Raw genomic sequence first — 26,947 nt, forward strand, 5'->3', positions numbered from 1 at the left:
GAAAGTCCGGAATGCGAATGCCTGTGGCGATTTCGGGAGTTCGAAGAACGGAGAAATCGAGGTTATTCACAGAGAAGAAGAAACAAACGAAAGGACAGCGGTTATGAACGGAACAAGATTAATAGAAAAAGACTGTTATATCAAACCGAAAAAAGCGTGGCGGTTATTAAAGACAGCAGATGATGAGAATGTAACCGCGTACATATATGGAGTCAGTGGAACAGGAAAAAGCACCCTGATCACTCGCTATCTTGGAAAGAGAAAATACAAAATGCTTCATGCAGGAACGATAACACTGGAGGAACTTCAGATTCCGGAAGGAGCGGTGCGGAAGATCATAGTGATCGATGATCTGCATGAGTTGATCTGGGAAGAAGATGATGCAATCCAGGATGCTATTTTCCGGTTGATCGTGAGGGAAGATGTCTGGGTGATCTTGTCAGGACGATGCCCGGTTCCGCCGTGGCTTACCACGATCCGGTTTCGGGAAGGCTTCTATATCATAGATGAAACCATGCTTATTATGGACATGCAGGCTATATTAAAATATGTGGAACAGACACAGATGGTTTTAACAGAAGCCCAGAAGCAGCGTCTGTCACGCGAAACCGGAGGTATGGCATTTGCATTGTGCGTGGCAATGTCCATGTATTATGAACTGGGATATACAAATGGACTGACTGATTCAGAGTATGATGAATATTCCAGAAAAGTAACAGAGCAGATGTGGAATTATCTGGAATTTCATGTATACGACAAGTGGGATATCCGTATGCAGGAATTCTTGATGAAGATATCGATCGTGGATACATTTACGGTTCGTCTGGCAGAGATGATCACAGGAACAAATGATGCAGAAAATCTGATCGAACATGCAAGATGGATGGGTAATTTCTTAGATGAACAGATGGGAGCAAACGGAGAAAAAATCTATAAGCTTCGAGATCATATGCGGTTATCCATGCAGCGCAGGATGCACAGAAAGTACACAAAGGAACAGATAAAAAATGTATATGAAAATGCCGGACTGTTCTATCAGTTAGCTGGTGATCCAATGCAGGCACTTACAATGTATGAGAAAGCAGGTTCAACAGAACGGATGCTTTCTATCCTGATCGACAATGCAAGAAAATCACCAAACAGCGCATATTTTTATGAATTGAAGCAATATTATCTCGCACTGCCGGAAGAGAGCGTGAAAAAAAGTCCGGAGCTTATGTGTGGCATGAGTATGCTGCAATCGCTATTGCTGAATCCGGAAGAAAGTGAACGGTGGTATCAGGAACTGCAGGCATATGCAGACAGTCATCAGGGCAGTAGCCGGAGAATCGCAAAAAATAATCTGCTGTATCTGGAGATCGGATTGCCGCACAGAGGTTCTGTGGATATGGTCAATATTATGAAGCAGGCATACCGGCTGGTATTTGACCGGCAGGCAACGCTTGGAGAATTATCAGTTACATCCAACCAGCCATCGATGATGAACGGCGGCAAGGATTTCTGTGAATGGAGCAAAAAAGACCGCGAACTGGCAGGCAAGATAGGTAAGCTTGTGGAATTTGTCCTTGGCAAATACGGCAAAGGGTTGGTCAATCTGGCATTGGCAGAGAGCTTTTTTGAAAAAGGCGAAGACAATTACGAGGTTGCTGTCCTTGCAAATAAAGGACGGATGCAGGCAGAAGCAGGCGGCAAGATCGAGCAGTGCTTTGTAGCAGATGGAATCCTGGCATGGCTGCATATCATAAATGGAAAAGTTCAGGAGGCGGAAGAGATTCTGTGCAGCTTTTATGAAAAAGCAGAAAAGGAAGGTGCAGAAAAGCTACTTCCGAATATACAGGCATTTCTGATCCGGTGTGCATTGTACAAGGGCGAGTGGTCAGAAGTGAACCGATGGATGGAACAGACGGCAGATGAAAATGTGGAATTTTCGATCTATGAGCGTTTCTTATATATAACGAAGGTGCGGGTATATATCCAGCGTGGAAAATATGATCAGGCATATAATCTGCTAGTAAAGCTGCAATATTATGCAGATGTCATGAAGCGTACTTATATCCGGATAGAATGTAATCTGTTGATGGCGGTTACTTTGTACCGGATGGGAAATGATGACTGGAAAGTGGTTCTTCAGAAAGGTCTTGCAGAAGCGGAAGAGTACCATTTTGTAAGGGTGATATCCAGAGAAGGAGCGGCTATATATCCATTGCTACAGGCATTTCCGGATGACGAGGGTAAGGCAGAGGAGGATGCAGAACTGGTGAAAACACACCGCCAGTATTACAGACAGGTAATGAAGGAAACGGAGAATGTTGCAAAGTCGTATCCGGGGTATCTCAAAGCAGGAAAGGCTGAGGTCCGGTTAAATGAAACCGGTATCCGTATCATTAAACTTCTGGCAGAAGGATATTCCAGAATACAGGTTGCAGAGCAGCTCGATATGACGGAAGCAAATGTAAAATATCATATGGCACAGGCGTATAAAAAGTTAGGTGTAAAAGATAAAGCTGGTGCAGTACTGGAAGCAAAAAACAGACAGTTGATCTGACTCTGATAAGGGAGTCTGGGTTCAATATATTCCTGAAACGACTAAAAAACGGTAAAATAAGACAGAAAACGGGACATTTTTGCAGGGACTATTGCAAATTGACCGGTATTTTTGTAAACTGATGCTGTATTGGTTTTGGGGACGAATACAAATGGGTTAAGGAGGAAACAAGAATGGATGAGAGAGAAGTATATGGAAATGAAGTCCGGAAACTTCGAGACAGTATGGGAATGAACCGTAAAAAGTTCTGTGACTATTATGGAATTCCATATCGTACCGTGCAGGATTGGGAGGCAGGAAAAAGAAAGATGCCATCCTATGTGCTTCGGATGATGAAGTACGTTGCTGAAAAAGAGCAGATGATAAAGGTATCATAATGTTCTGATTAAATGAAATGATCTGTAGGCAGGATAGTCAGAAATGACAGACTTGCATGCAGATCATTTTTTGATTTATAATGTTGTGCAAGTCGGATTTTGAAACGAACAAGGAGATAAGCAGATTTTTATGAAATTAAAGGAATACATACAGACAAAACGTATCATTGCAGATGGAGCGTTTGGTACTTATTATATATCGTTATATGGGGATGGGAGCAGGGCAGAAAATGGTGCAGGACTTTCCAATCTTCCGGAGCTTGCTAATATAAAAGCGCCGGAGCGTGTTATCGGGATCCATACAGAATATATAGAGGCCGGCGCACAGTTTGTCCGGACGAATACATTTGCATCAAATACAAAGAGTCTTTCTGCTGATATGGAAAAAGTGAAAGAGAATATCCGTGCAGCGGTTATGTGTGCAAAAATGGCAGCGGGCAAAGTGGATCGGGAAATTTATCTTGCAGGTGATATCGGACCGATTCCTGTCGAAGGTATGCTGCATTCTGACCGGCTGACACAGGAATATATTGCGATTGGAGAAACATTGCTCAGTCAGGGAATCGATATCCTGTTATTTGAGACCTTCCCGGAGCTCGAAACGATCCTTCCGGCGGTTACATATCTGAAAGAAAACCATGACTGTACGATCCTGGTACATTTCAGCGTGAATCAGTTTGGTTACAGCAATACAGGGCTGTCTGCAAAACGTCTGATCGCAGAGGCAAATGCCTGCCCGTATATTGATGGTACCGGTTTAAACTGTGGTGTCGGTCCCGGACATATGGAGAAGCTGATCCGGAAGATCGTACCGGACGATACGACATTTCTGTCGGTGTTTCCAAATTCCGGATACCCGAAGTATCTGAACAATCGTCTGACATTCACAGATAATGCAGAATATTTTACTGAGAAGATGGAAGAGATCGCAGCTCTTGATGTCGGTATCTTTGGCGGCTGCTGCGGTACAACACCGGAGTATATCCGAAGGATCGCAGCAGGCATATCAGCCGATCATCCGGTTAGGAAAACAGAAACAGAGGCAGAGAAGATTACTGTCTCTGAGCATCCGGCATATGGATTTATGGAACGCCGGGTGAAAGAGCCTGCCCACAAACTGATCGCAGTTGAACTGGTGCCACCATTGAATGCAAATGATGAAAAGCTATTAGATGCGGCGCATATATTAAAAAATGCAGAGGTCGATGTTGTAACTTTCCCGGATTCCCCATCCGGAAGAACCAGAGCGGATTCCGTATTGATGGCAGAGAAGATCAGGCTGGAGACCGGATTATGTGTAATGCCGCATATCTGCTGTCGGGATAAGAATGCGATTGCGATCCGTTCTACGATCCTTGGTTCAAGTCTGAACCACATCACGAACTTCCTTTTGCTGACAGGGGATCCGGTTCCGGTACTGTTCCGTCAGACAACAAAGAGTGTATTTAACTTTGATTCGGTTGGAATGATGAAGATTGTTCAGGAGATGAACAGTGATACATTTACCGACCATCCGGTTACCTATGGCGGGGCGATCAATCACAACCGGATGAATACCAAGGCAGAAACAGAACGGATCAGAAGAAAAATGGCAGCGGGAGCGACCTTCTTTATGACACAGCCGATCTTTTCAGCCGAGCAGGCAGATGTTATAAGGCAGATGAAAAAAGAAACCGGGGCAACGATCCTGGTTGGATTGATGCCCCTTGTCAGCCGCAAAAATGCGGTATTTATGAAAAACGAAATGACCGGTATTGAGATACCGGATACGATCATAGAACGATACCGGGAAGATATGAGCCGGGAAGAAGGAGAAGCCTGTGGTGTCCAGATCGCCAGAGAATTCATGGCGGTGACAGATGATTTTGCAGACGGATATTATTTCTCATTCCCATTTAATCGTGTTCATATGCTGAAGAAGATCCTAAAATAGAAGCAAACATTTTCTCCGGAGGATTGGACAGGTACATGATCGTAAGCATGAGCGTGCAGGCTGCCCAGATGATCGGTTCTGTGATCGCAACACCGAGATAGCCAAGTGCAGGAGCAAGGAACAGAACAGCAAGGATTTTTCCTACCATTTCCATGGTACTGGAAAGAACCGGTACGATCTTTCTTCCCATACCCTGCATTGCACAGCGGAGAACAAATAAAGGCCCAAGGACATAGAAGCAGCAGACGCTGATCCTTATATACATAACTGCCGGATCGATGACTGCCGGGTCATTTGTTCCTGCGATCAGCCGGATCAGAAGCGGGGAAGCAGGGAATCCGATCAGAATGATGATCGTGGTTGCGATCGTATTGATAATGATGCCGGCACGGACACCTGTTTTTACACGGTCGATCCGCTTTGCACCCAGGTTCTGGCTGACAAATGTTGTAACTGCATTTCCGATGATATAGAGAACGACATCCAGAATGTCGAAGATCTTTCTGGCAGCCGTATGTGCAGTAATGATATTTGTTCCTAATTTATTGATCGAGCTTTGTAAGGTGACAGTACCGAAATTAACGATGCAGCTCATGAAGCCCATAGCCAGAGCGGACTGTACCAGATCATTAAAATCTGCACGGGCAACACGGAATTCGTCTTTTTCCGGAATCAGAAAACGACACTTTGTAAATATATAGATAAAACATGCAATTCCTGCGACTGCCTGCGAGATGACAGTTGCGATGGCAGCACCAGCAACGCCTGACTGGAAGACCTGAATGAACAGCAGATCCAGACCGATATTTAATACAACGGATATGCTCAGGAAGATAAGCGGTGTTTTGCTGTCACCGACAGCACGCAGCAGATTTGCACCAAAATTATAAACAGCGGAGAAGATCAGTCCGGCTAAAATATATTTGACGTAGTTGTCAGCCATATGTATAATTTCCTCAGGTGTATCAAGAAGCACCAAAAGGTCATAGATAAACAGTAATCCTACGATGGTAAGTACAATGGCGGAGACAAGTGTGAGAATGGCAGAAACACCGATGCATTTTCTCATATTTTTCTTATCCTGCGCACCAAAATATCGGGCAATCGGTATGGACAGACCCAGAGTGGCACTGTTTAAGAAGCCGATCAGGGTGTTGGAAATAACACTGGTCGCTCCAACTGCGGCAAGTGCTTCCGGATTGATACAGTTTCCGACGATAGCGGAGTCACAGAAGTTATAAAGCTGCTGTGCGATCTGACCTAGGATCATTGGAAGAGCGTAGAGCCAGATTACTTTTATTGGTTTTCCTTCGGTTAAATCTTTCATATATATAAACGGCAGCATTTAAAATTGCTGCATCCTCCTTTCTGCTTTATAGAATTATATACATTTTTGTAAAAGTGTAAATAGCTTATACGGCAAAAAGGTATGGAGAAAATGATTGAGGTAATTTAGTGAAAATGACGGTTTGCGGAAGAAAATGATTTCTGATGCAGGAAAATAAATGCGCAGCAAAACCGGGTAACCGGATATGTAAGATAAATTTAGATTTGATAAAATAGTTATATGCTAGAATAAAATAACTGGAAGGTCTGGTCACATATGAAGAAAAAAGGCTTTTTATTTTTTGTAGTCTATATTCTGGTACTGGTGGGTATCGGAGTGATGGCTGTTACAAGAGCAGGAGAAACAAGCAGAAGAAAGATATCCATATATAAAGAGGCAACACCGGAGGATGGAACCGGGCAGGGAACAGAGACCTTGCAGGAGGTACTTCATCTGACAAGAGAGGCAGAGATCCTTGAAGTTGCAGAGCTTCCGCAGAAACAGGAATATAATGGTCTGCGGTTGGATGATAACGGGATGCCTTATGCGATCAGGATCAACCGGACACTGAATATCGTAACGGTATACAGTCTGGATGATGAGGGATATTATACAGTGCCGGTAAGAGCAATGCGGTGCTCGATCTCACTGGATGATACAACACCGGTCGGATTGTTTACGACGACAGAGAAGCGTCTGGAATGGGCATTTCTGCAGGGAAATGTATATGGACAATATGCATATCAGATTCATGGAGGAATTTATTTCCATTCTGTGCCATATACAGAAAATAAACATGATAAGCTGGAAACATGGGAATATAACAAGCTTGGTGAGGGTGCATCCCTTGGCTGTATCCGGTTATGTGTGGCAGATGTCAAGTGGATCTATGAGAACTGTCTGCCGGGGACACAGGTTTATCTGTTTAACAGTGACTATCCGGGACCGCTTGGCAGACCGCAGCAGCCATATACATTTGCAGATGTGTCTGAAACCGGATGGGATCCGACAGATACGGCAGATGGCAGCCCGTATGAAGGAACGGCAGCGATCTATGGCGCAGAGGATCATACGATCAAGATTGGTGAACCGTTTGACAGCAGAACAGGTGTCATGGCATTTTCATCGGACAGACAGAATGTAACAGACCGGCTTATGGTAGATGGTACGGTGGATAATCAGATACCGGGGGAATATAAGTTAGCGTATTCTTTCTATGACAATGGAAAGAAAATAGAGCGGGATATATTTATCCGGGTTGTTGATACAGAAGCTCCGGTTATTACGATGCTGCCAGACCGGTTATATCTGGCCGGATATCATGGAGATAAAGAAGAACTGGCAGACCTGATCGCCAGAAATATTACTGCTTATGACAATGAGAAACAGATCATCCAATACAGATGGACACCAGAGAAGGATACAACAGAGGATGCAGAGCTTGTTATAGATCTTTCCAGGGTGGAGGATATACCGGGAAGCTATGAGATATCCTGTTACGCAGAAGATGCGGCAGGCAACCGATCCGAAAGTTATACAATATGGATCGAACTGGAATAAACAATGGTTGAAGATATCCTGATATAAAGGAGAGAAGCATAATTGGAGATTAAGTCAGAAAATGAACAGAAACCCGGCTACGAGGTTCTGGCGGAAACAGAGGAACGGGTTATCCTGTTTGCTGCAGCGATGGATGGTGTGGAGGTTTCTGAAACAGAAAAGTCGCTGGACGAACTGGAGGAGCTGTTAAAGACAGCAGGAGCACAGTCGGTTGGACGTCTGATCCAGAGCAGGGACCGGGCAGCCAGTGACCTGTATCTTGGAAGAGGAAAGGTAGAAGAGCTTCGGAGCATGATCGCAATGTATGATGCGACCGGAGTGGTGTGTGACGATGAGCTGTCGCCGGCACAGTTGATGAATCTGCAGGATGCATTGGAGATCAAGGTTATGGATCGTACAATGGTCATCCTTGATATATTTGCGGCACATGCAGGCAGTTATGAAGGCAAGCTGCAGGTCGAGCTTGCACAGTTGAAGTTCCGTGCGACCAGACTGGTCGGAATGAGGGATTCCCTGTCACGTCTGGGTGGCGGAATTGGAACCAGAGGACCTGGTGAGAAAAAGCTGGAGATTGACCGAAGAGTGATCAGAGACCGTATATCCAAGCTGAAAGCGGATCTGCGGCAGGTGGAAAACCGACGGACGGAACAGCGAAAGCAGAGAAGCCGGACCGGAATCCCGGTTATCAGCATCGTAGGATATACGAATGCAGGAAAATCCACCCTGTTGAACAAACTGACGGATGCCGGAGTGTTGGAGGAAGATAAGCTATTTGCAACACTGGATCCTGCAACAAGGAATGCGGAGCTTCCGGCGGGGCAGCAGGTGTTATTTACGGATACAGTCGGATTCATCCGAAAACTTCCGCATCATCTGGTAGAGGCATTCAAGTCAACACTGGAAGAAGCCAGATACAGTGATGTGATCCTTCATGTGGTGGATGCATCGGATCCGAACTGGGATGATCATGTTGCTACAGTATATACAACGCTCAGACAGTTGAATATTGATGACGAGAAAGGCCGGCCGGTGATCACGGTATTTAACAAGATCGATAAGCTGCCGGAGGATGCCGATCAGTCATCGATCAAGGATCTGAGAGCGGATCGTATGGTTTATATGTCGGCAAGAACCGGAGCAGGTATACCGGAGCTGTTGTCGGTGATCGAAGAAGTTCTCCGGGATCAGAAAACCTATATCCGCCATACATTTTCCTATCAGGAAGCGGGAAAACCGGGGCTTATCCGAAAATATGGCGAAATGATCACAGAAGAATATCTGGAGGATGGCATTTTCGTGGAGGCGTATGTTCCGAAGAGCCTGATCGGGCAGCTTGGCTTGTCTGATGAGGATTAAAGGAATATAGAGGTATTAAAAGTAAATTAAAATCAGGCAAATGCTTTGACAAATCCGGAGATATCTACTAATGTAAGATTTGTCAGGGCTTAAGACAAATATAAACAGAAAGCTGATTTCTGTAACATATTTATTATGAAAGGAAAGACAAATGGACGAAAATAATATGAATCAGGGATTTCCAGAAAATCCAGACGGTTATCAGGCAGCTCCGAATAATGGGGAATATGCCAATTACAACGCAGATCCAAATGGGAATGCATATGGCGGTTACAACGCAGATCCAAATGGAAATGCATATGGCGGTTATAATGCGGATCCGAATATGGGTGGCTATGCAGACTATAATGCAGACGCAGGCAATGGCGGTTATGTACAGCCGGAAATGAATGCATATGGAGATCAGGTTCCATATCAGGTTCCTGCACCAAAGAAGAAAAAAGGCGGCAAGATCGCATTGATCTCACTTATCGCAGTGGTATTAGTTGCTGCAATTGTTGCTGTTGTATTCTTCCTTGTAAGAAAAACACCGGAAGAAGTGATCAAGAGTTCGATCAAGAAAACAATTACTGATACGGTAGATAAATCTCCGGTGGAGGAGGCAACCGGTATTTCAGAATTCAGTGATGACAAGATGGATTTTGATGTCAATATGACAGTCAATAGTATCTATCAGATGGATGGTATCGCAGGATCTAATCTGGATCTGAATGGTGCATTTGAGAAGCAGAGTGACAATTCATATAATATGAATCTGAATGGTTCTCTTTCGATCGCAGATCAGGCATTATCCGCAAGTGTGTATTGTGTTGACCGGGTGATCTATTTTGAATTGCCGGAATTATACAATGATGTGTTTAAGATGGATCTGGCATCTATGATGGATGCACTTGATACATCTGATCTTGATACAGATACACAGAATAAAGTGAAGGAGCTGTATGAGAAATATATGACTCCTGCAAATGAGGATCTTAAGAAGGCAATTTCTTTTGATAAGGTCGGAAATGCAACAGTAGAGAATCACAATGGAGATTCTGTTTCCTGTAAACAGTATACAGTTACACTTCCAACTGCAGATGTAAAGGCATATGTTACCGCATTATGTAATTATCTGAATGCATATGCATCTGAATTTATAACAGATGAGCAGCTTGAGTCTGCTGACATAACAAGATCAGATCTTGCACAGATATTTAATTATGTACCAACCTATTATGGTATGCTGTTCTCAAGAGATTTTGTATTAAATGTATATGTAAAGCATAATGAAGTTGTTAAACTGGGTATGGATTACAAGTTTACTGTACTTAATGCGGAGGCCTCACTGGCAGTTGACTTTATGGGTACAGACAGTCCGGCTGATGATATCTATGCAGCACTTTCTGTTACAAAGGATGAAGAAGAACTTGCATCTGTTACGATCAGTGACAAGAGTGAGAATGGCAAGGGTTCATATACAAAGAAGCTGGAAGAGACAGTTGTTGTAAATGGAGAAACGACCGCAACCCTTACACAGAACAGTTCATTTGTAAAATCAACAAATGCATTTGAGAGCCATATGACAGTTTCAGCAGCAGAACAGCCTGTATTTGCTTATGATCTGACAGGAAGCCTGAAGGATATCAACAAAGGAAAGTCTTATACAGTTGCTATAGATTCCCTGAAGGTAACAAACGGTGATTCTACTGTATATGCAGATTTGAGCGGGGAGATTAAATTAGGTGATCTTGGTACTGAGATTAAGACACCGGATTCTTCCAAGAATGTGATCGATTATACAGAAATGACAGATGATTACATGCAGAATAATATGAACACAGACAATCTGGAAAAGATCGTATCTGCATGGAAAAAGGCACTTGGTTCATCAGCAGATATAAAGGATGATATCAGTCTTGGAGATCTGACATCTTCTGATATTGATCTTGGAGATATCTCAGACATTGAGGATGATTCTGAGATGGTCGTAGACAGTGCTGATATTGATGATCAGGACTATTCCGGCATCAAGATGTCAGGCGACAGCTATACGATCGCGATCAAGGATCCGTCCGGCTATGACCGTGGATATGCAGATGATTCTGAAGTTGATATTTACAATGATAAGTACAATGTATACTACACACTGACACCGGACTGTGATAAAGAAAAAGAATGCGAGAACTTTGAAGCATATTTTGATTATCTTGGAGAAGATGGCAAAGTAGTTGATAAGAAGATGGAGCAGGTTACAGGTGCAAATGGCCAGACACTGGACTGCTATGTAATAAATTCAGAAGTTTACGGAACAAATATCCGTGATTATTATTACTTCTATCCTGTCAACGACAAGGATTACCTGGTTGTAAATGTCAATGTATGGGCAGACGGAGAAGGCGAAGAAGTAAAGGCAGATATAACAGCCATAGCAGATGAGCTTGTAAATGATCAGGTCATTGATATACAGAAATAGCAGGAGAAAAGAATTCCGGGAGCACAGATGATATGAATGTAGTAGAAGTGAAAAGGGTAAGGATCGGTGAGGGCGCAACTAAGATCTGCGTACCGATGGTTGCACCGACAGACTATGATGTAGATGCGCAGATCCGTACGATCAAAAGATCTAAGACAGATCTGGTAGAATTCCGGGCAGACTGCTTTGAGGACTGTCTGGATATGGATATATTAACAAAGACGCTGGAAAAGATTCAGGATAAGTTATCTGAGTTCCCGATCATTTTCACATTTCGTACCAGAAGTGAAGGCGGCAGTCATGATATTACACCGGATCAGTACCGGGAAATGCTTCTGCATGTGATCAAAAGCGGATATGCGGATCTGATCGATGTAGAATATTTCTATGATATTCCATTCGTGACGGAAGTGATCGAGACAGCACATGCACATGGCGTAAAGGTTATCGTATCGAATCATGATTTTAAGACTACGCTACCGATGGAGCAGATCGTAAACCGGTTTAAAGATATGATCAATACCGGAACAGATATTGCAAAGATTGCAATGATGCCGGAAGATGGCTCGCAGGTTGTTGATATGATGCAGGCTGCAAAGGAGCTTCAGGAATCTGGAAATCAGACACCATTGATCGTTATTTCGATGGGTGAGCTTGGTGTATCCACAAGAACGACCGGAGAAATGTACGGAAATTGTATCTCATTCGCAACTGCGGGAATCCCTTCTGCACCGGGGCAGATCGATGTAGAAGCACTTCGCAGTCAGCTGGAAATGATACATAATATAATTGGCAGCTAAAGATGAAGGATGGAGACTGGATGGTTTTATTTGCAGAGAACAGGGATTTTTTTGCAGATAAGATTCTCCGGTCTTTCTTCTTATAGAACAGGAGAGATCAGCTTGAAAGAATATATTAATCAATATCTGGACAGATACAGGAAAGGGGATTATTACCCATGGCATATGCCGGGACATAAAAGGCAGGATGTATTTAAAGATGATTTCTGGGAAAATATGTTTCTCCGGGATTTTACGGAAGCAGAAGGGCTGGACGATCTTCATGAACCGGAGCTGTTCATGAAGGACAGTCTGGAGCAGATGCGGCGGTTTTATGGTACGGAGAAAACCTATATGATGGTAAATGGAGCCACCGGGGGCATCCTGACAGCCCTGTATGCCTGTGCACCGGAGGGGGCATCTGTGTTGATGGGACGGAATTGTCACAAATCGGTTTGCCATGCAGTCAGTCTTCTGAATCTGAAGCCGGAATATGTCGTACCGGAGTTGCTGCCGGGAACGGATATATTTGCAGATATCACACCGGAACAGATGGAACAGGCATTAAATGAACTAAAAAAAACGGATAGGCTGCCGGCTGTGGTTGTTATCACATCCCCAACGTACGAGGGCGTGATATCAGATATCTGTGGGATTAAAAATGTGCTTGAGCCATATAATATTCCATTGATCGTAGATGAGGCACATGGAGCACATCTCCCGTTTTTGCCGAAACGAAATCTGTCAGCGGTCGCAGCAGGAGCAGATCTGGTCATACAGAGTACGCATAAGACGCTTCCTTCACTGACACAGACAGCACTTCTTCATGTGAACCGGAAGGAGCTGGTTCCGAAGGTGGAGCGGTATTTGCATATTTTTCAGACATCATCACCCTCTTATCTGTTCACACAGAGCATGGAGAAAGCAGTCGTATATGCGGGGAATCATCCGGAAGTATTTGATGCATATAGAAAACGACTAAAGCATTTTCGAAAAAAATGTAAGGAACTAAGGCATATCAGACTGTTACAACCGAAGCAGACATGTTATGCTTATGATAAAGGTAAGCTTGTGTTTACTGTATCAGGTGTGCACCCGGCAGAACCGGGAACGGACAGCCGAAACGACATTCCGGCTACAGGACCGTGGCTTGCGCATGTATTAGCGGCGGAATATCAGCAGGTGGTTGAGATGGCAGGAACGCATCATGTGATCCTGATGACCTCATTTGCAGATAAGAAAAAGGCATTTGAGCATCTCTATGAGATATTGAAACATATAGATTCGGAGCTGACAGAAGCAGCGGATAAAGCAGGAAGAAATGCAGATCAGATGAACCATGCAGATTCCATGTCGGTGCTACCGGATATGGAGAATGCCGTTTTATGTAGTACAGGGTTTCATCTGCCGGAGCAGGTTATGACGCCGGGAGCAGCGTGGAGACTGGATAGCAGCAGAGAGAAGCTGGCAGAGGCGGAAGGAAGCATAGCGGCAGATTATGTATATGCATATCCACCTGGAATTGCAGTTATAACACCGGGCGAGAAGATCGACGGGCAGGTGATCCGGGATATTACGCAGATGGTGGAAACTGGTCTGAATATGATCGGAGTCGAATATCAGACGGATGGGATCTATATTCCGGTTACAGAACCTGTGCGGTAAAGAAAACATCAAAAGTTCAGATGTTTAGATGACGATCATTCATTTACAAATATGATTAAACACATAAAGGAGCATGGAATATATGCAGGGAATATTTATAACGATGGAAGGTCCGGACGGAGCCGGTAAGACAACACAGATCGAACTGTTAAAGGATTATCTGAATAAAAAGGGATATGATGTACTTATCACCAGAGATCCGGGCGGAAATGCTGTCAGTGAAGCGATCCGTGAGGTCATTTTGAATAAAGATTTTACAGAGATGGGATATATGACAGAGCTGTTATTATATGCAGCAGCGAGAGCACAGCTTGTAAAGGAGAATATCAAGCCGGCATTATCTGCAGGCAAAGCAGTTATCGCAGACCGTTTTGTGGATTCATCAGCCGTATATCAGGGAATCGGACGGGGACTTGGAATTGATACCGTTTATAAAGTAAATGAATTTGCCTTGCAGGGCATCCTGCCGGATATGACATTTTTAATGGACCTGGATGCAGAAGTCGGTATTGCCAGAAAGAAAAATCAGGCAGAGCTTGACCGTATGGAACAGGAAAGTCTGGACTTCCATAAGAAGGTTGTTGAGGGTTATAGAAGTCTTGCAGAAATGAGTCCCGATCGTATCGTAAAAGTCGATGCAGCTTTGCCAAAAGAGGCAATACATGATATAATAACTTCGTATGTAGAAAAATGGCTGGCAAGACCATAGCATAAGCAAGGAGAATAGCATGATAGAATTTTCTGAAATTATCGGACATGAGGATATAATCCAGCATTTTAAGAGAAGTATAGAGATGGGAAAGGTATCCCAGGGCTATATCATAAATGGAGAAGAAGGCAGCGGAAAGAAGACTCTGACGCGTGCCATAATCAAGACTCTGGAGTGTGAAGAAGGCGGAACGGAACCATGCTGCAAGTGCAAATCATGCAAGCAGATGGATACGGATAATCAACCGGATGTTACATGGGTCACACATGACAAGCCAAATGTGATCTCGGTAGAGGAGATTCGTGATCAGGTAAATAAAGATATAACGATCAAACCGTATAGCAGCCGGTACAAGATCTATGTGATCGACGATGCACAGCTTTTAAATGCAAATGCACAGAATGCTCTGCTCAAGACAATCGAGGAGCCACCGGAGTATGCGATCATTTTCCTGCTGACCAGCAATATTGACAAGATCCTTCCGACGATCATTTCCAGATGTATCGTACTGAATATCAAGCCTGTCAGAGAGCGGGATGTACTGGATTACCTGATGAATGAGCTGAAGCTTCCAAAGGAAAAAGCAGATTTCTGTATGGACTTTGCGCAGGGAAATCTGGGTAAGGCGATCCGGCTTGCGACCAGTGAAGAATATAAAGAGATCATAGAGGATGTAACAGGAATTCTCCGCAGGATCCCGGATATGACAGTCGATGATATTATATTTGCGATCAAGAATATGAACCATCATAAGCTGAAGATCAGTGATTATATTGATCTGATGATGATGTGGTATCGTGACATCCTGATGTTAAAGATCACAGGAAATGCCGGACGACTGATGTTTAAGGAATATTATACAGATATCCGCAAACAGTCAGCTCATATTTCCTATGAGGGTATCGAGAATGTTTTAAAGGCGATGGATAAGGCGAAGATCCGTCTGGAAGCAAATGTTAATTTTGATGTGGCTATGGAACTTATGCTTCTGACTATAAAGGAGAATAAATAATGAAAGAGATCATAGGAGTCCGGTTCAGACCGAACGGCAAGATTTATTTCTTCTCACCGGGAAATCATGATGTAGAATGTGGACAGTTTGTTATCGTGGAGACTGCCCGTGGCGTTGAATTCGGCAAAGTGGTTCTGGGAAAGAGAAATATAGACGATGGCAAGATCGTATCTACTTTAAAGACCATCATAAGAGTAGCTACAGATGAAGATAAGAAGAAAAATGAAGATAACAAGGAAAAGAGCAAAAAAGCATTTGTGATCTGTAAAGAAAAGATCGCAAAGCATAAGCTTGATATGAAGCTGATCGAGGCGGAGTATACATTTGATAATAACAAGGTGCTGTTTTATTTTACAGCAGATGGAAGAATTGATTTCCGTGAGCTGGTAAAGGATCTGGCATCTGTATTCAAGACCAGGATCGAGCTCCGGCAGATCGGTGTCCGTGATGAGACCAAGATGGTCGGCGGTATCGGTATCTGCGGCAGGGAGCTGTGTTGCCATAAGCATCTTTCGGAATTTGTTCCGGTATCGATCAAGATGGCAAAGGAACAGAATCTGTCTCTGAATCCGACAAAGATATCCGGTGTGTGCGGCAGGCTGATGTGCTGTCTGAAGCATGAACAGGACACATATGAATACTTGAATGAAAAACTTCCAAATGTTGGCGATTTTGTCCGTACAACAGATGGAAACAAAGGTGAAGTCTTATCTGTAAGCGTTCTTCGCCAGAAGGTAAGAATTGTTGTTACGGATAAGGATGACAATAAAGAGGTTATGGAATATCCGGTCAGTGAATTAAAATTCAAGCCGAAGAAACGCAGAAGTACAGAGCGTATCAGCGACGAAGAATATAAGGCATTGGAAGCACTGGAAGATAAGGGAGGGAAATCCAAGTTTGATGATTGATCTTCTCCCTGATGAACGAATCGATGATCTGCAATGCAAGGGACATCAGATCATACAGAATCCGAATATGTTCTGCTTTGGTATGGATGCGGTGCTGCTTGCAAATTTTGTAAAGCACAGACGGGATGGCATGTACATGGATCTGGGAACAGGAACCGGTGTGATACCCATCCTGCTGGCGGCAAAAGAGCCGTCTGACGGCACCTGCCAATTTATCGGTCTGGAGATTCAGGATGCCTGTGCAGAGATGGCTGGAAGAAGTGTCCGATTAAATGATCTGGAACAAAAGGTTCGAATCGATCATGGAGATATCAGAGAGGTCTCCTGTAATTACAGGAAGGCCTTTTTTGATATTGTGACATCGAATCCTCCATATATCAGCGGAAATCATGGACTGACGAATCCGGATGAACCGAAGAATATTGCCAGACATGAAATCTGCGTGACGCTTTCGGATGTGATCGAAGCAGCAGCATATCTGCTGAAGCCGGGCGGCAGTTTCTATATGATACACAAACCATTCCGGCTGGCGGAGATCTTTGAAGGGCTGCTTGCAAATGGATTGGAACCGAAGCGGATGCAGCTCATTCATCCATATATTGATAAAGAACCGAATATGGTGATCGTAGAGGGCGTAAAGGGCGGTAATTCCAGAATCAAGATCGAGCCGCCGCTGATCGTCTATAAAGAACCGGGCGTTTACACGGAACAGCTTCTTGCCACGTATGAAGGAGAAGCAAAGAAATAAAACAGACAGAACAGGAGAATCTACATGGCGGGTATATTATATCTGGTCGCTACACCAATCGGGAATCTCGAGGATATGACATTCCGGGCGGTGCGTACACTGTCCGAAGTGGATCTGATCGCAGCAGAGGATACGAGAAACAGTATCAAGCTGTTAAACCATTTTGAGATTAAAACGCCAATGACCAGTTACCATGAATTTAATAAATATGATAAGGCGAAGGTTCTGGTGGACAAGCTTCTTGCAGGAACAAATATTGCTGTTATAACCGATGCAGGAACGCCGGGTATCTCGGATCCGGGCGAGGAGCTGGTACGGCAGGCACTTGCAGCAGGAGTAACCGTAACAGCTGTACCGGGGGCATGCGCCTGTATCACGGCGCTGATCTCATCGGGATTGCCGACCAGACGGTTTACATTTGAAGCATTTCTGCCACAGGACAAGAAAGAAAAGGCAGAGGTTCTTGCAGAATTAAAGGATGAGACCAGAACGATGGTGATCTATGAAGCACCACACCGGCTGCAGAAGACACTTGCGGAATTATTTGATACACTTGGTGACCGCAGGATCACACTTTGCCGGGAACTTACGAAGCGGCATGAAACAATCGAACAGTTTCTGTTGTCGGAAGCGATCGCCTATTATGCAGAGCATGAGCCGAGAGGTGAATATGTGATGGTGATCGAGGGCATGGATGTGGCTGCGGCAAAAGCAGAAAAGCAGCAGGAATTTCTTTCGATGACGATAGAAGAACATGTTGCCATGTATGAGAAACAGGGCATGACGAAGAAGGATGCGATCAAACAGGCGGCAGCAGACCGTGGCGTTCCAAAGCGTGAAGTATATAATGTGGTTATGCGATAGAAATAAATAGTTGTAAAGTTCATGCCGGAATGAATCATGTGAGATAAAAATGGTGATTTGCAGGCAATTATAAACAGATGAAAGGTGAAAGGGGTATAAGCATATGACGTGGTTGGAGATATCAGGAACAGTTGGCAGGGTGGCAGCCTGCCTTGGATTTTTTATTGCAGGTATGGTGATCTTCTATCTGCTGACAAAGGTGATCTACCGGATACCGGAGAAACAGCAGTTAGAGCGGCTGCATGAACCGGGAAAGTTCAGAAATGCAGGGATCGTTATATTTGGTGGTCTGGCAGCAGTTTTATTTACCGGATTTTTCGGAATGGGGTTACAGGGGATTATTTATTTCCTGTTTCTGGCGGTTCTTACGGTAGTGACCTTTATAGATATGGATACCATGGAGATCCCGTTTATACTGAATGTCATTATTTTCGTGATGGGTGTGGTATCTCTGATCCTTCAGTTCGTGTCCGATGCAGCTCCGGGATCTGAGTTCCTTGCAATGGATGGGGTTACGATCGTATCCAGACTGATCGGTATGATCTGTATCAGTCTTCCGTTATATCTGATCGTTCTTATTATTCCGGAAGGCTTTGGCGGCGGAGATATCAAGCTGATGTTTGCTGCCGGCTTCTTGCTTGGCTGGAAGGCAACAGTAGTTGGTTTCTTTATCGGACTGATCCTTGGCGGAATCTATGGCGTGATCTGTCTGGTTCGCAGAAGCCATGGTAAAAACGATCATTTTGCATTTGGCCCTTTCTTAAGCGTAGGTCTGGCTATTACATTATTCTGTGGAAATAATCTCATGAACCGGTATATTGATTTCTTGAAAGCAGCAATGAACCCGGAGATGTAAAGAGATAAATCCCGAGCTGATATTATTTATAGAAAAAACTGCTTGTGTATTCGGATGAGATTGAGTATACTAAAGGGTATGGATGTTTAACGCGTTAAAGCGTTTGAGCGAAAAAGTTGTAATATACGGAGGAATATAGGTATGCCAATTATAGATTATCTGGAAAGAAATGCCAGAGAATTTGGGGATGATGTAGCGCTGGTTGAGATTAATCCGGATGTCACAGAGACGAGAAGAGTGACATGGAGAGAATATGAGCTGATCGAGGCGAATCCAACCTGTCAGTATAGACGGGAGATCACATGGAATGTATTTAACGAGAAAGCCAATCGTTTTGCAAATCTTCTGGTTTCCAGGGGAATCCAGAAAGGAGATAAGATCGGTATCCTGATGATGAACTGTCTGGAATGGCTTCCAATCTATTTTGGAGCATTAAAGACAGGAGCTTTGGCAGTGCCGCTTAATTTCCGTTATGATGCAGAGGAGATCAAATACTGCGTAGAGCTTGCGGATGTGGATGTACTTGTATTTGGACCTGAATTTATCGGGCGAGTTGAGACAGTTGTAGATGAGATCGCAGAGAAGCGTATTCTGTTATATGCCGGTGGCAACTGCCCAACATTTGCAGAGGACTACGACAAGCTGACAGCAAACTGTTCCAGTACCTTTGAAAAGAGAGATATTAAAGACAGTGACGATGCAGCGATCTATTTCTCATCAGGAACAACAGGTTTTCCAAAGGCAATCTTACATAACCATGAGAGCTTGATGCATGCAGCTACAGTTGAGCAGAAGCACCATGGACAGACAAAGGATGATGTATTCTTATGTATTCCGCCTTTATATCATACAGGTGCAAAGATGCATTGGTTCGGAAGCCTGATCACAGGCGGAAAAGCAGTTCTGTTAAAGGGTGTTAATGCAAAGACGATTCTTCAAACTGTATCCGATGAACAGTGTACCATTGTATGGCTGTTAGTACCATGGGCACAGGATCTGCTGCTGGCATTAGAATCAGGTGAAGTAAAATTATCAGATTATAAGCTGGATCAATGGAGACTGATGCATATCGGAGCACAGCCGGTTCCACAGAGCCTGATCAAACGTTGGAAAGAATATTTTCCACATCACCAGTATGATACAAACTATGGCCTGTCAGAGTCTATCGGACCGGGTGCGGTACATCTGGGCGTAGAGAATATCGATAAAGTTGGTGCAATCGGCGTGCCGGGATATGGTTGGCAGGTGCGTATCGTAGATGAAGATGGTAAAGATGTGAAGCAGGGAGATGTTGGAGAACTGCTATTAAAGGGACCTGGCGTTATGACCTGTTATTATAAGAATCCGGAAGCAACGGCTGAAACATTAAAGGATGGATGGCTGTATACCGGAGATATGGCAGAGCAGGATGCAGATGGCTTCATCTATCTGGTTGACCGTAAGAAGGATGTTATCATCAGCGGTGGTGAGAATATTTATCCGGTACAGATCGAGAATTTCCTGAGTAAATATCCAAAGGTCAAAGACGTAGCAGTTATAGGACTTGCAGATCCACGACTTGGTGAGATCACGGCAGCGATCATCGAGACAAAGGACGGTGTGGAATGTACCGAAGATGAGATCAATGAATTCTGCAAGGAGCTTCCAAGATACAAGAGACCAAGAAGAATTATTTTTGAGGATGTACCGAGAAATGCAACCGGTAAGATCGAGAAGCCGCTCCTTCGTAAGAAGCATAAGAGCGATAACCTTGTTGCAGCCGAGAATAATGCATAAAGAGATCACAGATCGTGGTATTATACAGATAAAGAATGCAGAACCTGATATGTATTCTTTACAAATCCAGATGTGTGTGCTTAAATATATAGTCGGAATTACAAAATACAACAGGAAGGTAAGATGATCATGAAGACACCATTTGTAACAAAAGCACAGGTTGATGAGATGATTAAGAAATACCCAACACCATTTCATCTTTATGACGAAAAAGGAATCAGAGAAAATGCAAGAAAGTTATATCAGGCATTTTCATGGAATAAGGGATTTAAGGAGTTCTTTGCGGTAAAGGCAACCCCAAATCCTACTATTCTTCGTATTTTAAAGGAAGAAGGATGCGGTACAGACTGCTCATCACTGACAGAGCTTATGATGTCAGATAAACTGGGATTTACCGGAGACGAGATCATGTTTTCATCCAATGATACGCCGGCAGAGGAATTCATCCTTGCAAAGAAGCTTGGTGCAACGATCAATCTGGATGATTTCACACATATTGACTTCCTTGAAAAGACAGCAGGAATTCCCGAGAAGATCTGCTGCAGATATAATCCGGGTGGAACCTTCTCTATTTCCACAACGATCATGGACAACCCCGGAGATGCCAAGTATGGCATGACCAAGGATCAGATCATTGAGGCGTATCGTATCCTGAAGGGCAAAGGTGTAAAGAGATTTGGAATGCATGCATTTCTTGCAAGCAATACAGTGACGAATGACTACTATCCGGTTCTTGCAAGAACCTTATTTGAGGTAGCGGTTGAGATTAAGGAAAAGACAGGCGTAAAGCTTGACTTTATCAATCTGTCAGGCGGCGTAGGTGTTCCGTATACACCGGATAAAGAGCCGAATGATATCCTTGCGATCGGCGAAGGCGTAAGAAAGGTATACGAGGAGATCCTGGTTCCTGCAGGAATGGGTGACGTAGCCCTTTACACAGAGCTTGGACGATTCATGTTGGCTCCTTATGGCCATTTGATCACAACAGCGATTCATGAGAAACATACACACAAGGAATATATCGGTGTAGATGCATGTGCAGTTAATCTGATGCGGCCTGCCATGTATGGTGCATATCATCATATTACAGTTCTTGGTAAAGAGAATGAACCATGCGACCACAAATACGATGTAACAGGTTCGCTGTGTGAGAATAATGATAAATTTGCGATTGATCGTATGCTTCCAAAGATCGATATGGGAGATGTTCTGGTAATTCATGATACAGGTGCACATGGCTTTGCAATGGGATATAACTATAACGGCAAACTGAAATCCGCAGAGGTTCTCCTCTGTGAAGACGGCAGTACCAAACTGATCCGCAGGGCAGAGACACCGGATGATTATTTTGCTACATTAGACGGCTTCTGGAATGTGGATCTGAACGAAAAATAAGTTCACCTGAGACGGTTGAGAATCGTTGTGCCGGGTTACAGAAAAAAGCAAAAAAAACAGCCATTTTGGAGAAATATTTGTTCCCAAAATGGCTGTTTTAGTTTATACTGAATTTTAGTCAGGCTTTTTCAGGTTCCGGGTAATCAATACCAAATGTGTCAACAGTTACGGAAGCCATTTTCTGTTCTTTTACAGGACGATCACCGTAAGTTGTTCGGGTTGTTGCAATCTTATTTACAACATCCATTCCTTCGATTACTTTGCCAAATGCAGCGTATGCACCGTCTAAATGAGGAGCGGCCTTGTGCATGATAAAAAACTGGGAACCTGCAGAATCCGGTCGCATGGAACGAGCCATGGAGAGAACACCTTCAGTGTGCTTCAGGTCGTTCTTGAAGCCATTCTGTGAGAATTCACCTTTAATGCTATAGTTTGGTCCGCCCATTCCGGTTCCTTCCGGGCATCCGCCCTGAATCATGAAACCATTGATGATACGGTGAAAGTTCAAACCATTGTAAAAGCCTTTTTTTACGAGTGAGATAAAGTTATTAACTGTATTAGGAGCAATGTCCGGGTACAGCTCAGCCTTTATAACATCACCGTTTTCCATTGTAATTGTTACTATTGGATTTGCCAAAATAAATCGCATCCTTTCATTTATGATGAGGCTATCATATCATTACAGGCTTTACAAAGTCAATGTTGGATGCATTGTTTTGGGTTGGGGTAAATTTTTATTGGGGAATAAAAAGTTACAAACAGAAAAAGGAGAAACGCAGAGTGAAGAACGGAAAAGGTATTAAGGTAATTATTGTATTGGTCGTCGTTATTGCCCTTGTTGTGATAGGCGGATTAAAGATTAAAAATGTCTATGATGGATTTATGGATGAGTACAAGGGGACGGAGAGCACATCGGGAACAGATGTAACGATCGAGATTCCGGAAGGAGCATCGTCAAAGAAGGTGGCAGCGATCCTGCATGACGCTGGACTGATCAAGTATGAATATGCATTTGTATTACGAGTGAAAGAATCAGAATACAGAGGACGGATCCAGCCCGGTACATTTACACTGAACACCGGAATGAGTACACTCGAGATGATAGAAGAACTTTGTTATGTAGAACCTGTCAAGGAAGTTGTTGATACACTGACGATACCGGAAGGATACAGTATCGAACAGATCGCAGCAAAATGTGAGGAGCAGGATATTTGCAGCTCGGAGGAATTCCTGAATGAAGTAAAGAACGGAAATCATCAGATCCCGTTCAGTACCGGAGACATGAATACAGATGGTGCGAAGTACGACCTTCAGGGATATTTGTTTCCGGCAACCTATGATATTTATGAAGATACGACTGCGGCAAGTCTGATTGATACGATGCTGGAAAAATTCCGGAGCGTTTATACCTCAGAATACAGTGCTAGGGCAGCAGATCTTGGATATACAGATTATCAGATCCTGATCATGGCATCAATCGTGGAACGTGAAGCAAAGATTGACAGTGAGAGACCAATCATTGCAGGTGTTATCTATAATCGTTTAAAGATCGATATGATGCTTCAGATGTGTCCGACGGTTCTGTACCCTCTGACAGACGGAATGTATGATAAGTCAGAGGTTACTTATGATGATCTGGAGATCGAATCACCATACAACACTTATAAAAATGCCGGACTTCCGGTAGGACCGATCTGCAATCCGGGTCAGGCATCGATAGAGGCTGTATTATATCCGGATGAGAACGATTATCTGTATTATCATACCAGTGATGCCGGAGATGGAAGCCATATCTTCTCATCCACATATGATGAACATATTAATACGCAGTAATGTATTGGGCAGATTGCCGATTTCTTTTTAAAAAGACTTGCGATATATGGTGAAATTATATATACTTATAGAGTATGCATGAACAATGGGATAATTTGTTACCTTATATGCACAGCAGAACGTGTGATAGGAGGATTGTTTGATGAGAAAAGTGAATTTCAAAGTAAGAAATATAGGCTCTGAAAAGTATTTGTCTTATGTTTTGGATGATGAGACAGATCTGGATGAAGAGTTGCTTGATTACCTTGATGATAATAAAATTGCAGAACTCATTGATATCATTTATGAAGAAGATGATGAGAATGATTATCTTACATACAATATAACGGACAGAACAACAGTTGGAGCACTCCTTTCAGGCACGGTACATGCAGAGATGATGCTGGGTATAATCAGAGGGGTTGCATCAGGAATTATGAATATGCGTGATCTGGGAATCCCTGTTTCATATGTTATTCTGAATAAGGATTTTACATATGTAAATCCTGTAACGTTTGATGTAAAGATGATCTGTATTCCGGTAGGATCGGATGTGGCAGCAAATGCGGAATTTAAGGCTTTTGTAAAAGGTCTGATTCTGAATGCAACATATGCGGACGATGAAGATTGTAATTATGTTGCTAAGCTTATAAATATGCTGAATGTAGAGAAGTTCACGATCCGTGGTTTTGTAAGTCAGATCACAGAGCTGATGGAGGCTGCCGGATTACAGGTAGAAGAAGAATTTATGGATGTTGGAGATTCCGGCGTGGAGGTTTCTCAGGGTGTGGATATTCCACAGGGTGATACCTCTCTGGATGATCTTCCGGAATTTAGGGATATATCATTTGACGATGATGACGATGATGGCCTTGAGATGTACGAGGAAGAACCGACAGAAGAGAATACGATCTTCAAAGATCTGGATTTGAATGCAGATGTTGACAGCGCACTGAATTCTGTAAATATGGATCTGTTCGATGAGAGTAATCTGGAAGAGCTTACACTGGATGAAGATGCAGAGTTAGAAGAAACGGCTCATGATGAGGCAGAACCGGAAACAGAAGAAGCAGAGGCAGAAGATATTAAGCTTGCGACAGAGATTCCGATAGAGACACCGGAGGAGGCAGAAGAGTCAGAAGGTATGACAGAGATGCTGACGGGTGCTGATCTGGCGGACATCGGTGAAGAAAAGCCACATGCATTTAATATCAAGGAGATTGCACATACTGCTGAGGGTGTGACAGAGATTTCTGCTGAAAGTAAGATGGAAGAAAAACCGGTATTGATCGATACTCAGGATCTGGATAATCTGATCGAGAAACCACCGGTTATGAAGAACATAAGAATCAACCGTGCAAAGATCATTCAGAAGGCTTCTGTTGAGATGGAGGATGATGAGGTTATTGATAATCCAACGGAGCAGATCCGGGGAGCGGGTGACGTAGATGAGGCGGATGCAGTAGAGCCTGAAACCCTTACAACACCGGTTCCTGTTGAAGAAAAGGAAGAGCCTGAAACAGGAGCGACCGGAACAACGGTTGAACTTACAGGTGGCATGAGTGTTGTACAGGATCAGACACCGGAGGAAGAGAAGAAACCTGCACCGGGTGTGCCGAAGGCAATGCCATATATTATCCGTGTAAACACAAAGGAACGTGTTATGGTAAATAAGGCAGTATTTAAGCTTGGTAAGGCAAACCGTGGTGTTGATTTCACAATTGACGGAAACGGTGCGATCAGCAGAGTACATGCGATCATTTATCAGAGAGATGACGGTTGTTACCTGAAGGATAACAAAGCGACAAATGCTACACTGGTAGATGGCGTGAAGCTGGAAGAAGGTCAGGAAGTTAAGCTTAAGAATGATGCGACGATCACAATCGGCGGAGAAGATTTCATTTTCAAATTAAGCTAATATATATTATCACCCGGATCGGGTGAACACGAGCAGGTAGGAATACCTGCTTTTGGTGTATACATGGAAAATAATTATCCGGACAGTATTGGAATTTCCGGATCATGAATGGAGAGAGGGACATGAAGAAGAACAAAGTATTACTTACAAAAACGGGAGATACATATAACTGCAGATATGTGCTGGATCAGACTGATATTATTGATGAAAAGGTAGATAAGGGTGTGAGTGGAAAATTTCCACAGATCATACCGTGCAGACTGGAAGAGAAAGATAATCAGAGAGAATTTATTTATGAGATTGGCAACAAGGTGCAGTTGACCGAGTTCCTCAAGAAAGAGATCAACAAGAAGCAGATGCTGACATTACTGTATAACCTTTTAAGCGGTCTGGAAGCATTTGGAATGAACATGATCTCATTAAGCTACGTTGCCAAGGATATCCAGTATGTGTTTGTTGCTCCTGAGAGCCTGAATGTTTATTTTATTGTTGCAGGTGTCGATAAGGAGATCACGGATTTGAATGAGGTTCGCAATTTTGTAAAAGATGTTATCTGTAATGCACATTATTTTGAGATGGATCGGGATAATTATGTAGCAAGACTGATCACATTTACGAATAAACTTGGAACATTCTCAGTTGGTGATATGAAAGAATTTGTCAATCAGCTTCTGATTGATATGGGAATCTACATAGAGGAAGAAAAGAAAAAAACAGAGAAAAAAGAAGAAAAAACTGCAAACGACAAGGTAAGCCGTATTGGTGTTATGCAGAATAATGCAAAGATGGTACGGCCTGGTGCTTCTGCCGGAGGATCGGTGCCGCCAATGCCAAACCGTCAGGTACCACCGATGCCGAATGGACAGCCAATGCCGGGACGGCCAATGCCAATGCGGATGGGACCGGATGGCAAGCCAATGAACGGACAGCCGATGCCGGGACGGCCAATGCC

21 protein-coding genes are annotated in these 26,947 nt (G+C 43.6%); 19 read left to right on the forward strand and 2 right to left on the reverse strand.

Features of this window, described 5'->3' with window-relative positions:
• The 3 genes from DXB77_RS12760 to DXB77_RS12770 form a co-directional block, all read left to right on the forward strand.
• The coding region (locus DXB77_RS12760) for a LuxR C-terminal-related transcriptional regulator (RefSeq protein WP_347559496.1) at window positions 1-2,545 on the forward strand (2,545 nt) is incomplete at its 5' end.
• A 173-nt stretch (window positions 2,546-2,718) separates the two neighbouring features.
• Window positions 2,719-2,922, forward strand: coding sequence for a helix-turn-helix domain-containing protein (locus tag DXB77_RS12765; RefSeq protein ID WP_021944353.1), 204 nt, complete (start codon window positions 2,719-2,721; stop codon window positions 2,920-2,922).
• Window positions 2,923-3,052: 130 nt separating this feature from the next.
• The gene (locus DXB77_RS12770; RefSeq protein WP_117807801.1) at window positions 3,053-4,855 is read left to right on the forward strand and encodes a bifunctional homocysteine S-methyltransferase/methylenetetrahydrofolate reductase; all 1,803 of its coding nucleotides are present in this window, start codon (window positions 3,053-3,055) and stop codon (window positions 4,853-4,855) included.
• Here the strand turns inward: DXB77_RS12770 and DXB77_RS12775 are convergent.
• Complete coding sequence (locus tag DXB77_RS12775; protein ID WP_117808127.1) at window positions 4,818-6,182, reverse strand: MATE family efflux transporter; 1,365 nt, start codon at window positions 6,180-6,182, stop codon at window positions 4,818-4,820. The genes DXB77_RS12770 and DXB77_RS12775 overlap by 38 nt on opposite strands.
• Window positions 6,183-6,458: 276 nt before the next feature.
• On the opposite strand from DXB77_RS12775, the gene DXB77_RS12780 reads away from it, so the two are divergent.
• From DXB77_RS12780 to DXB77_RS12840, 13 genes are all read left to right on the forward strand, one after another.
• A complete protein-coding gene (locus DXB77_RS12780; protein WP_117807799.1) occupies window positions 6,459-7,742 on the forward strand; it encodes a L,D-transpeptidase family protein in 1,284 nt (427 codons plus the stop codon).
• A 42-nt stretch (window positions 7,743-7,784) separates the two neighbouring features.
• Window positions 7,785-9,098 (forward strand): GTPase HflX, encoded by a 1,314-nt coding sequence (hflX, locus tag DXB77_RS12785; protein WP_330584338.1) that lies wholly within the window; start codon window positions 7,785-7,787, stop codon window positions 9,096-9,098.
• Between the two features lie 151 nt (window positions 9,099-9,249).
• Window positions 9,250-11,553, forward strand: a complete 2,304-nt coding sequence (locus tag DXB77_RS12790) for a hypothetical protein (protein ID WP_118663532.1) — start codon at window positions 9,250-9,252, stop codon at window positions 11,551-11,553.
• 32 nt (window positions 11,554-11,585) lie between these two features.
• Entirely contained in the window at window positions 11,586-12,353 is a 768-nt protein-coding gene (gene aroD, locus DXB77_RS12795; protein WP_021944359.1) for a type I 3-dehydroquinate dehydratase, read from the forward strand.
• A gap of 102 nt (window positions 12,354-12,455) precedes the next feature.
• A complete protein-coding gene (locus DXB77_RS12800; protein WP_182429549.1) occupies window positions 12,456-13,997 on the forward strand; it encodes an aminotransferase class I/II-fold pyridoxal phosphate-dependent enzyme in 1,542 nt (513 codons plus the stop codon).
• Between the two features lie 82 nt (window positions 13,998-14,079).
• A complete protein-coding gene (gene tmk / locus DXB77_RS12805) occupies window positions 14,080-14,706 on the forward strand; it encodes a dTMP kinase (RefSeq protein ID WP_117822480.1) in 627 nt (208 codons plus the stop codon).
• A 19-nt stretch (window positions 14,707-14,725) separates the two neighbouring features.
• Entirely contained in the window at window positions 14,726-15,718 is a 993-nt protein-coding gene (locus tag DXB77_RS12810) for a DNA polymerase III, delta' subunit (protein WP_021944362.1), read from the forward strand.
• Complete coding sequence (locus DXB77_RS12815; RefSeq protein WP_118482851.1) at window positions 15,718-16,626, forward strand: stage 0 sporulation family protein; 909 nt, start codon at window positions 15,718-15,720, stop codon at window positions 16,624-16,626. The genes DXB77_RS12810 and DXB77_RS12815 overlap by 1 nt, the downstream gene beginning before the upstream one ends.
• A complete protein-coding gene (locus tag DXB77_RS12820; protein WP_173783781.1) occupies window positions 16,619-17,374 on the forward strand; it encodes a tRNA1(Val) (adenine(37)-N6)-methyltransferase in 756 nt (251 codons plus the stop codon). The genes DXB77_RS12815 and DXB77_RS12820 overlap by 8 nt, the downstream gene beginning before the upstream one ends.
• Window positions 17,375-17,398: 24 nt before the next feature.
• Window positions 17,399-18,238, forward strand: coding sequence for a 16S rRNA (cytidine(1402)-2'-O)-methyltransferase (rsmI, locus tag DXB77_RS12825; protein WP_118482849.1), 840 nt, complete (start codon window positions 17,399-17,401; stop codon window positions 18,236-18,238).
• 103 nt (window positions 18,239-18,341) lie between these two features.
• Window positions 18,342-19,094, forward strand: a complete 753-nt coding sequence (locus DXB77_RS12830) for an A24 family peptidase (protein WP_118663534.1) — start codon at window positions 18,342-18,344, stop codon at window positions 19,092-19,094.
• Between the two features lie 141 nt (window positions 19,095-19,235).
• Complete coding sequence (locus DXB77_RS12835) at window positions 19,236-20,870, forward strand: class I adenylate-forming enzyme family protein (RefSeq protein WP_117784635.1); 1,635 nt, start codon at window positions 19,236-19,238, stop codon at window positions 20,868-20,870.
• A gap of 129 nt (window positions 20,871-20,999) precedes the next feature.
• Window positions 21,000-22,265 carry a diaminopimelate decarboxylase gene (locus tag DXB77_RS12840; RefSeq protein ID WP_347465302.1) on the forward strand — a complete coding sequence of 422 codons (1,266 nt, stop codon included), beginning with the start codon at window positions 21,000-21,002 and terminating at the stop codon, window positions 22,263-22,265.
• Window positions 22,266-22,383: 118 nt separating this feature from the next.
• Here the strand turns inward: DXB77_RS12840 and DXB77_RS12845 are convergent, their stop codons facing one another.
• Complete coding sequence (locus DXB77_RS12845) at window positions 22,384-22,902, reverse strand: peptidylprolyl isomerase (RefSeq protein WP_021944557.1); 519 nt, start codon at window positions 22,900-22,902, stop codon at window positions 22,384-22,386.
• 143 nt (window positions 22,903-23,045) lie between these two features.
• Here DXB77_RS12845 and mltG point away from each other — a divergent pair, with 143 nt between their 5' ends.
• From mltG to DXB77_RS12860, 3 genes are all read left to right on the forward strand, one after another.
• On the forward strand, window positions 23,046-24,098 hold the full coding sequence (mltG, locus tag DXB77_RS12850; protein ID WP_182439495.1) for an endolytic transglycosylase MltG: 1,053 nt from the start codon (window positions 23,046-23,048) through the stop codon (window positions 24,096-24,098).
• 142 nt (window positions 24,099-24,240) lie between these two features.
• Window positions 24,241-25,995 carry an FHA domain-containing protein gene (locus DXB77_RS12855; RefSeq protein ID WP_118482843.1) on the forward strand — a complete coding sequence of 585 codons (1,755 nt, stop codon included), beginning with the start codon at window positions 24,241-24,243 and terminating at the stop codon, window positions 25,993-25,995.
• A gap of 122 nt (window positions 25,996-26,117) precedes the next feature.
• The coding region (locus tag DXB77_RS12860) for a DUF6382 domain-containing protein (RefSeq protein ID WP_243100184.1) at window positions 26,118-26,947 on the forward strand (830 nt) is incomplete at its 3' end.

The organism is Clostridium sp. OM05-9 (assembly GCF_003481465.1).
Taxonomy (GTDB): Bacteria; Bacillota; Clostridia; order Lachnospirales; family Lachnospiraceae; genus Coprococcus; species Coprococcus ammoniilyticus.

Coding starts and splice junctions, on each gene's coding strand:
- aroD (WP_021944359.1), top strand. CDS start 11,586: ATGAATGTAGTAGAAGTGAAAAGGGTAAGGATCGGTGAGGGCGCAACT.
- DXB77_RS12775 (WP_117808127.1), bottom strand. CDS start 6,182: ATGAAAGATTTAACCGAAGGAAAACCAATAAAAGTAATCTGGCTCTAC.
- DXB77_RS12835 (WP_117784635.1), top strand. CDS start 19,236: ATGCCAATTATAGATTATCTGGAAAGAAATGCCAGAGAATTTGGGGAT.
- DXB77_RS12855 (WP_118482843.1), top strand. CDS start 24,241: ATGAGAAAAGTGAATTTCAAAGTAAGAAATATAGGCTCTGAAAAGTAT.
- DXB77_RS12765 (WP_021944353.1), top strand. CDS start 2,719: ATGGATGAGAGAGAAGTATATGGAAATGAAGTCCGGAAACTTCGAGAC.
- DXB77_RS12770 (WP_117807801.1), top strand. CDS start 3,053: ATGAAATTAAAGGAATACATACAGACAAAACGTATCATTGCAGATGGA.
- DXB77_RS12815 (WP_118482851.1), top strand. CDS start 15,718: ATGAAAGAGATCATAGGAGTCCGGTTCAGACCGAACGGCAAGATTTAT.
- DXB77_RS12810 (WP_021944362.1), top strand. CDS start 14,726: ATGATAGAATTTTCTGAAATTATCGGACATGAGGATATAATCCAGCAT.
- DXB77_RS12790 (WP_118663532.1), top strand. CDS start 9,250: ATGGACGAAAATAATATGAATCAGGGATTTCCAGAAAATCCAGACGGT.
- tmk (WP_117822480.1), top strand. CDS start 14,080: ATGCAGGGAATATTTATAACGATGGAAGGTCCGGACGGAGCCGGTAAG.
- DXB77_RS12840 (WP_347465302.1), top strand. CDS start 21,000: ATGAAGACACCATTTGTAACAAAAGCACAGGTTGATGAGATGATTAAG.
- rsmI (WP_118482849.1), top strand. CDS start 17,399: ATGGCGGGTATATTATATCTGGTCGCTACACCAATCGGGAATCTCGAG.
- DXB77_RS12820 (WP_173783781.1), top strand. CDS start 16,619: ATGATTGATCTTCTCCCTGATGAACGAATCGATGATCTGCAATGCAAG.
- DXB77_RS12780 (WP_117807799.1), top strand. CDS start 6,459: ATGAAGAAAAAAGGCTTTTTATTTTTTGTAGTCTATATTCTGGTACTG.
- DXB77_RS12830 (WP_118663534.1), top strand. CDS start 18,342: ATGACGTGGTTGGAGATATCAGGAACAGTTGGCAGGGTGGCAGCCTGC.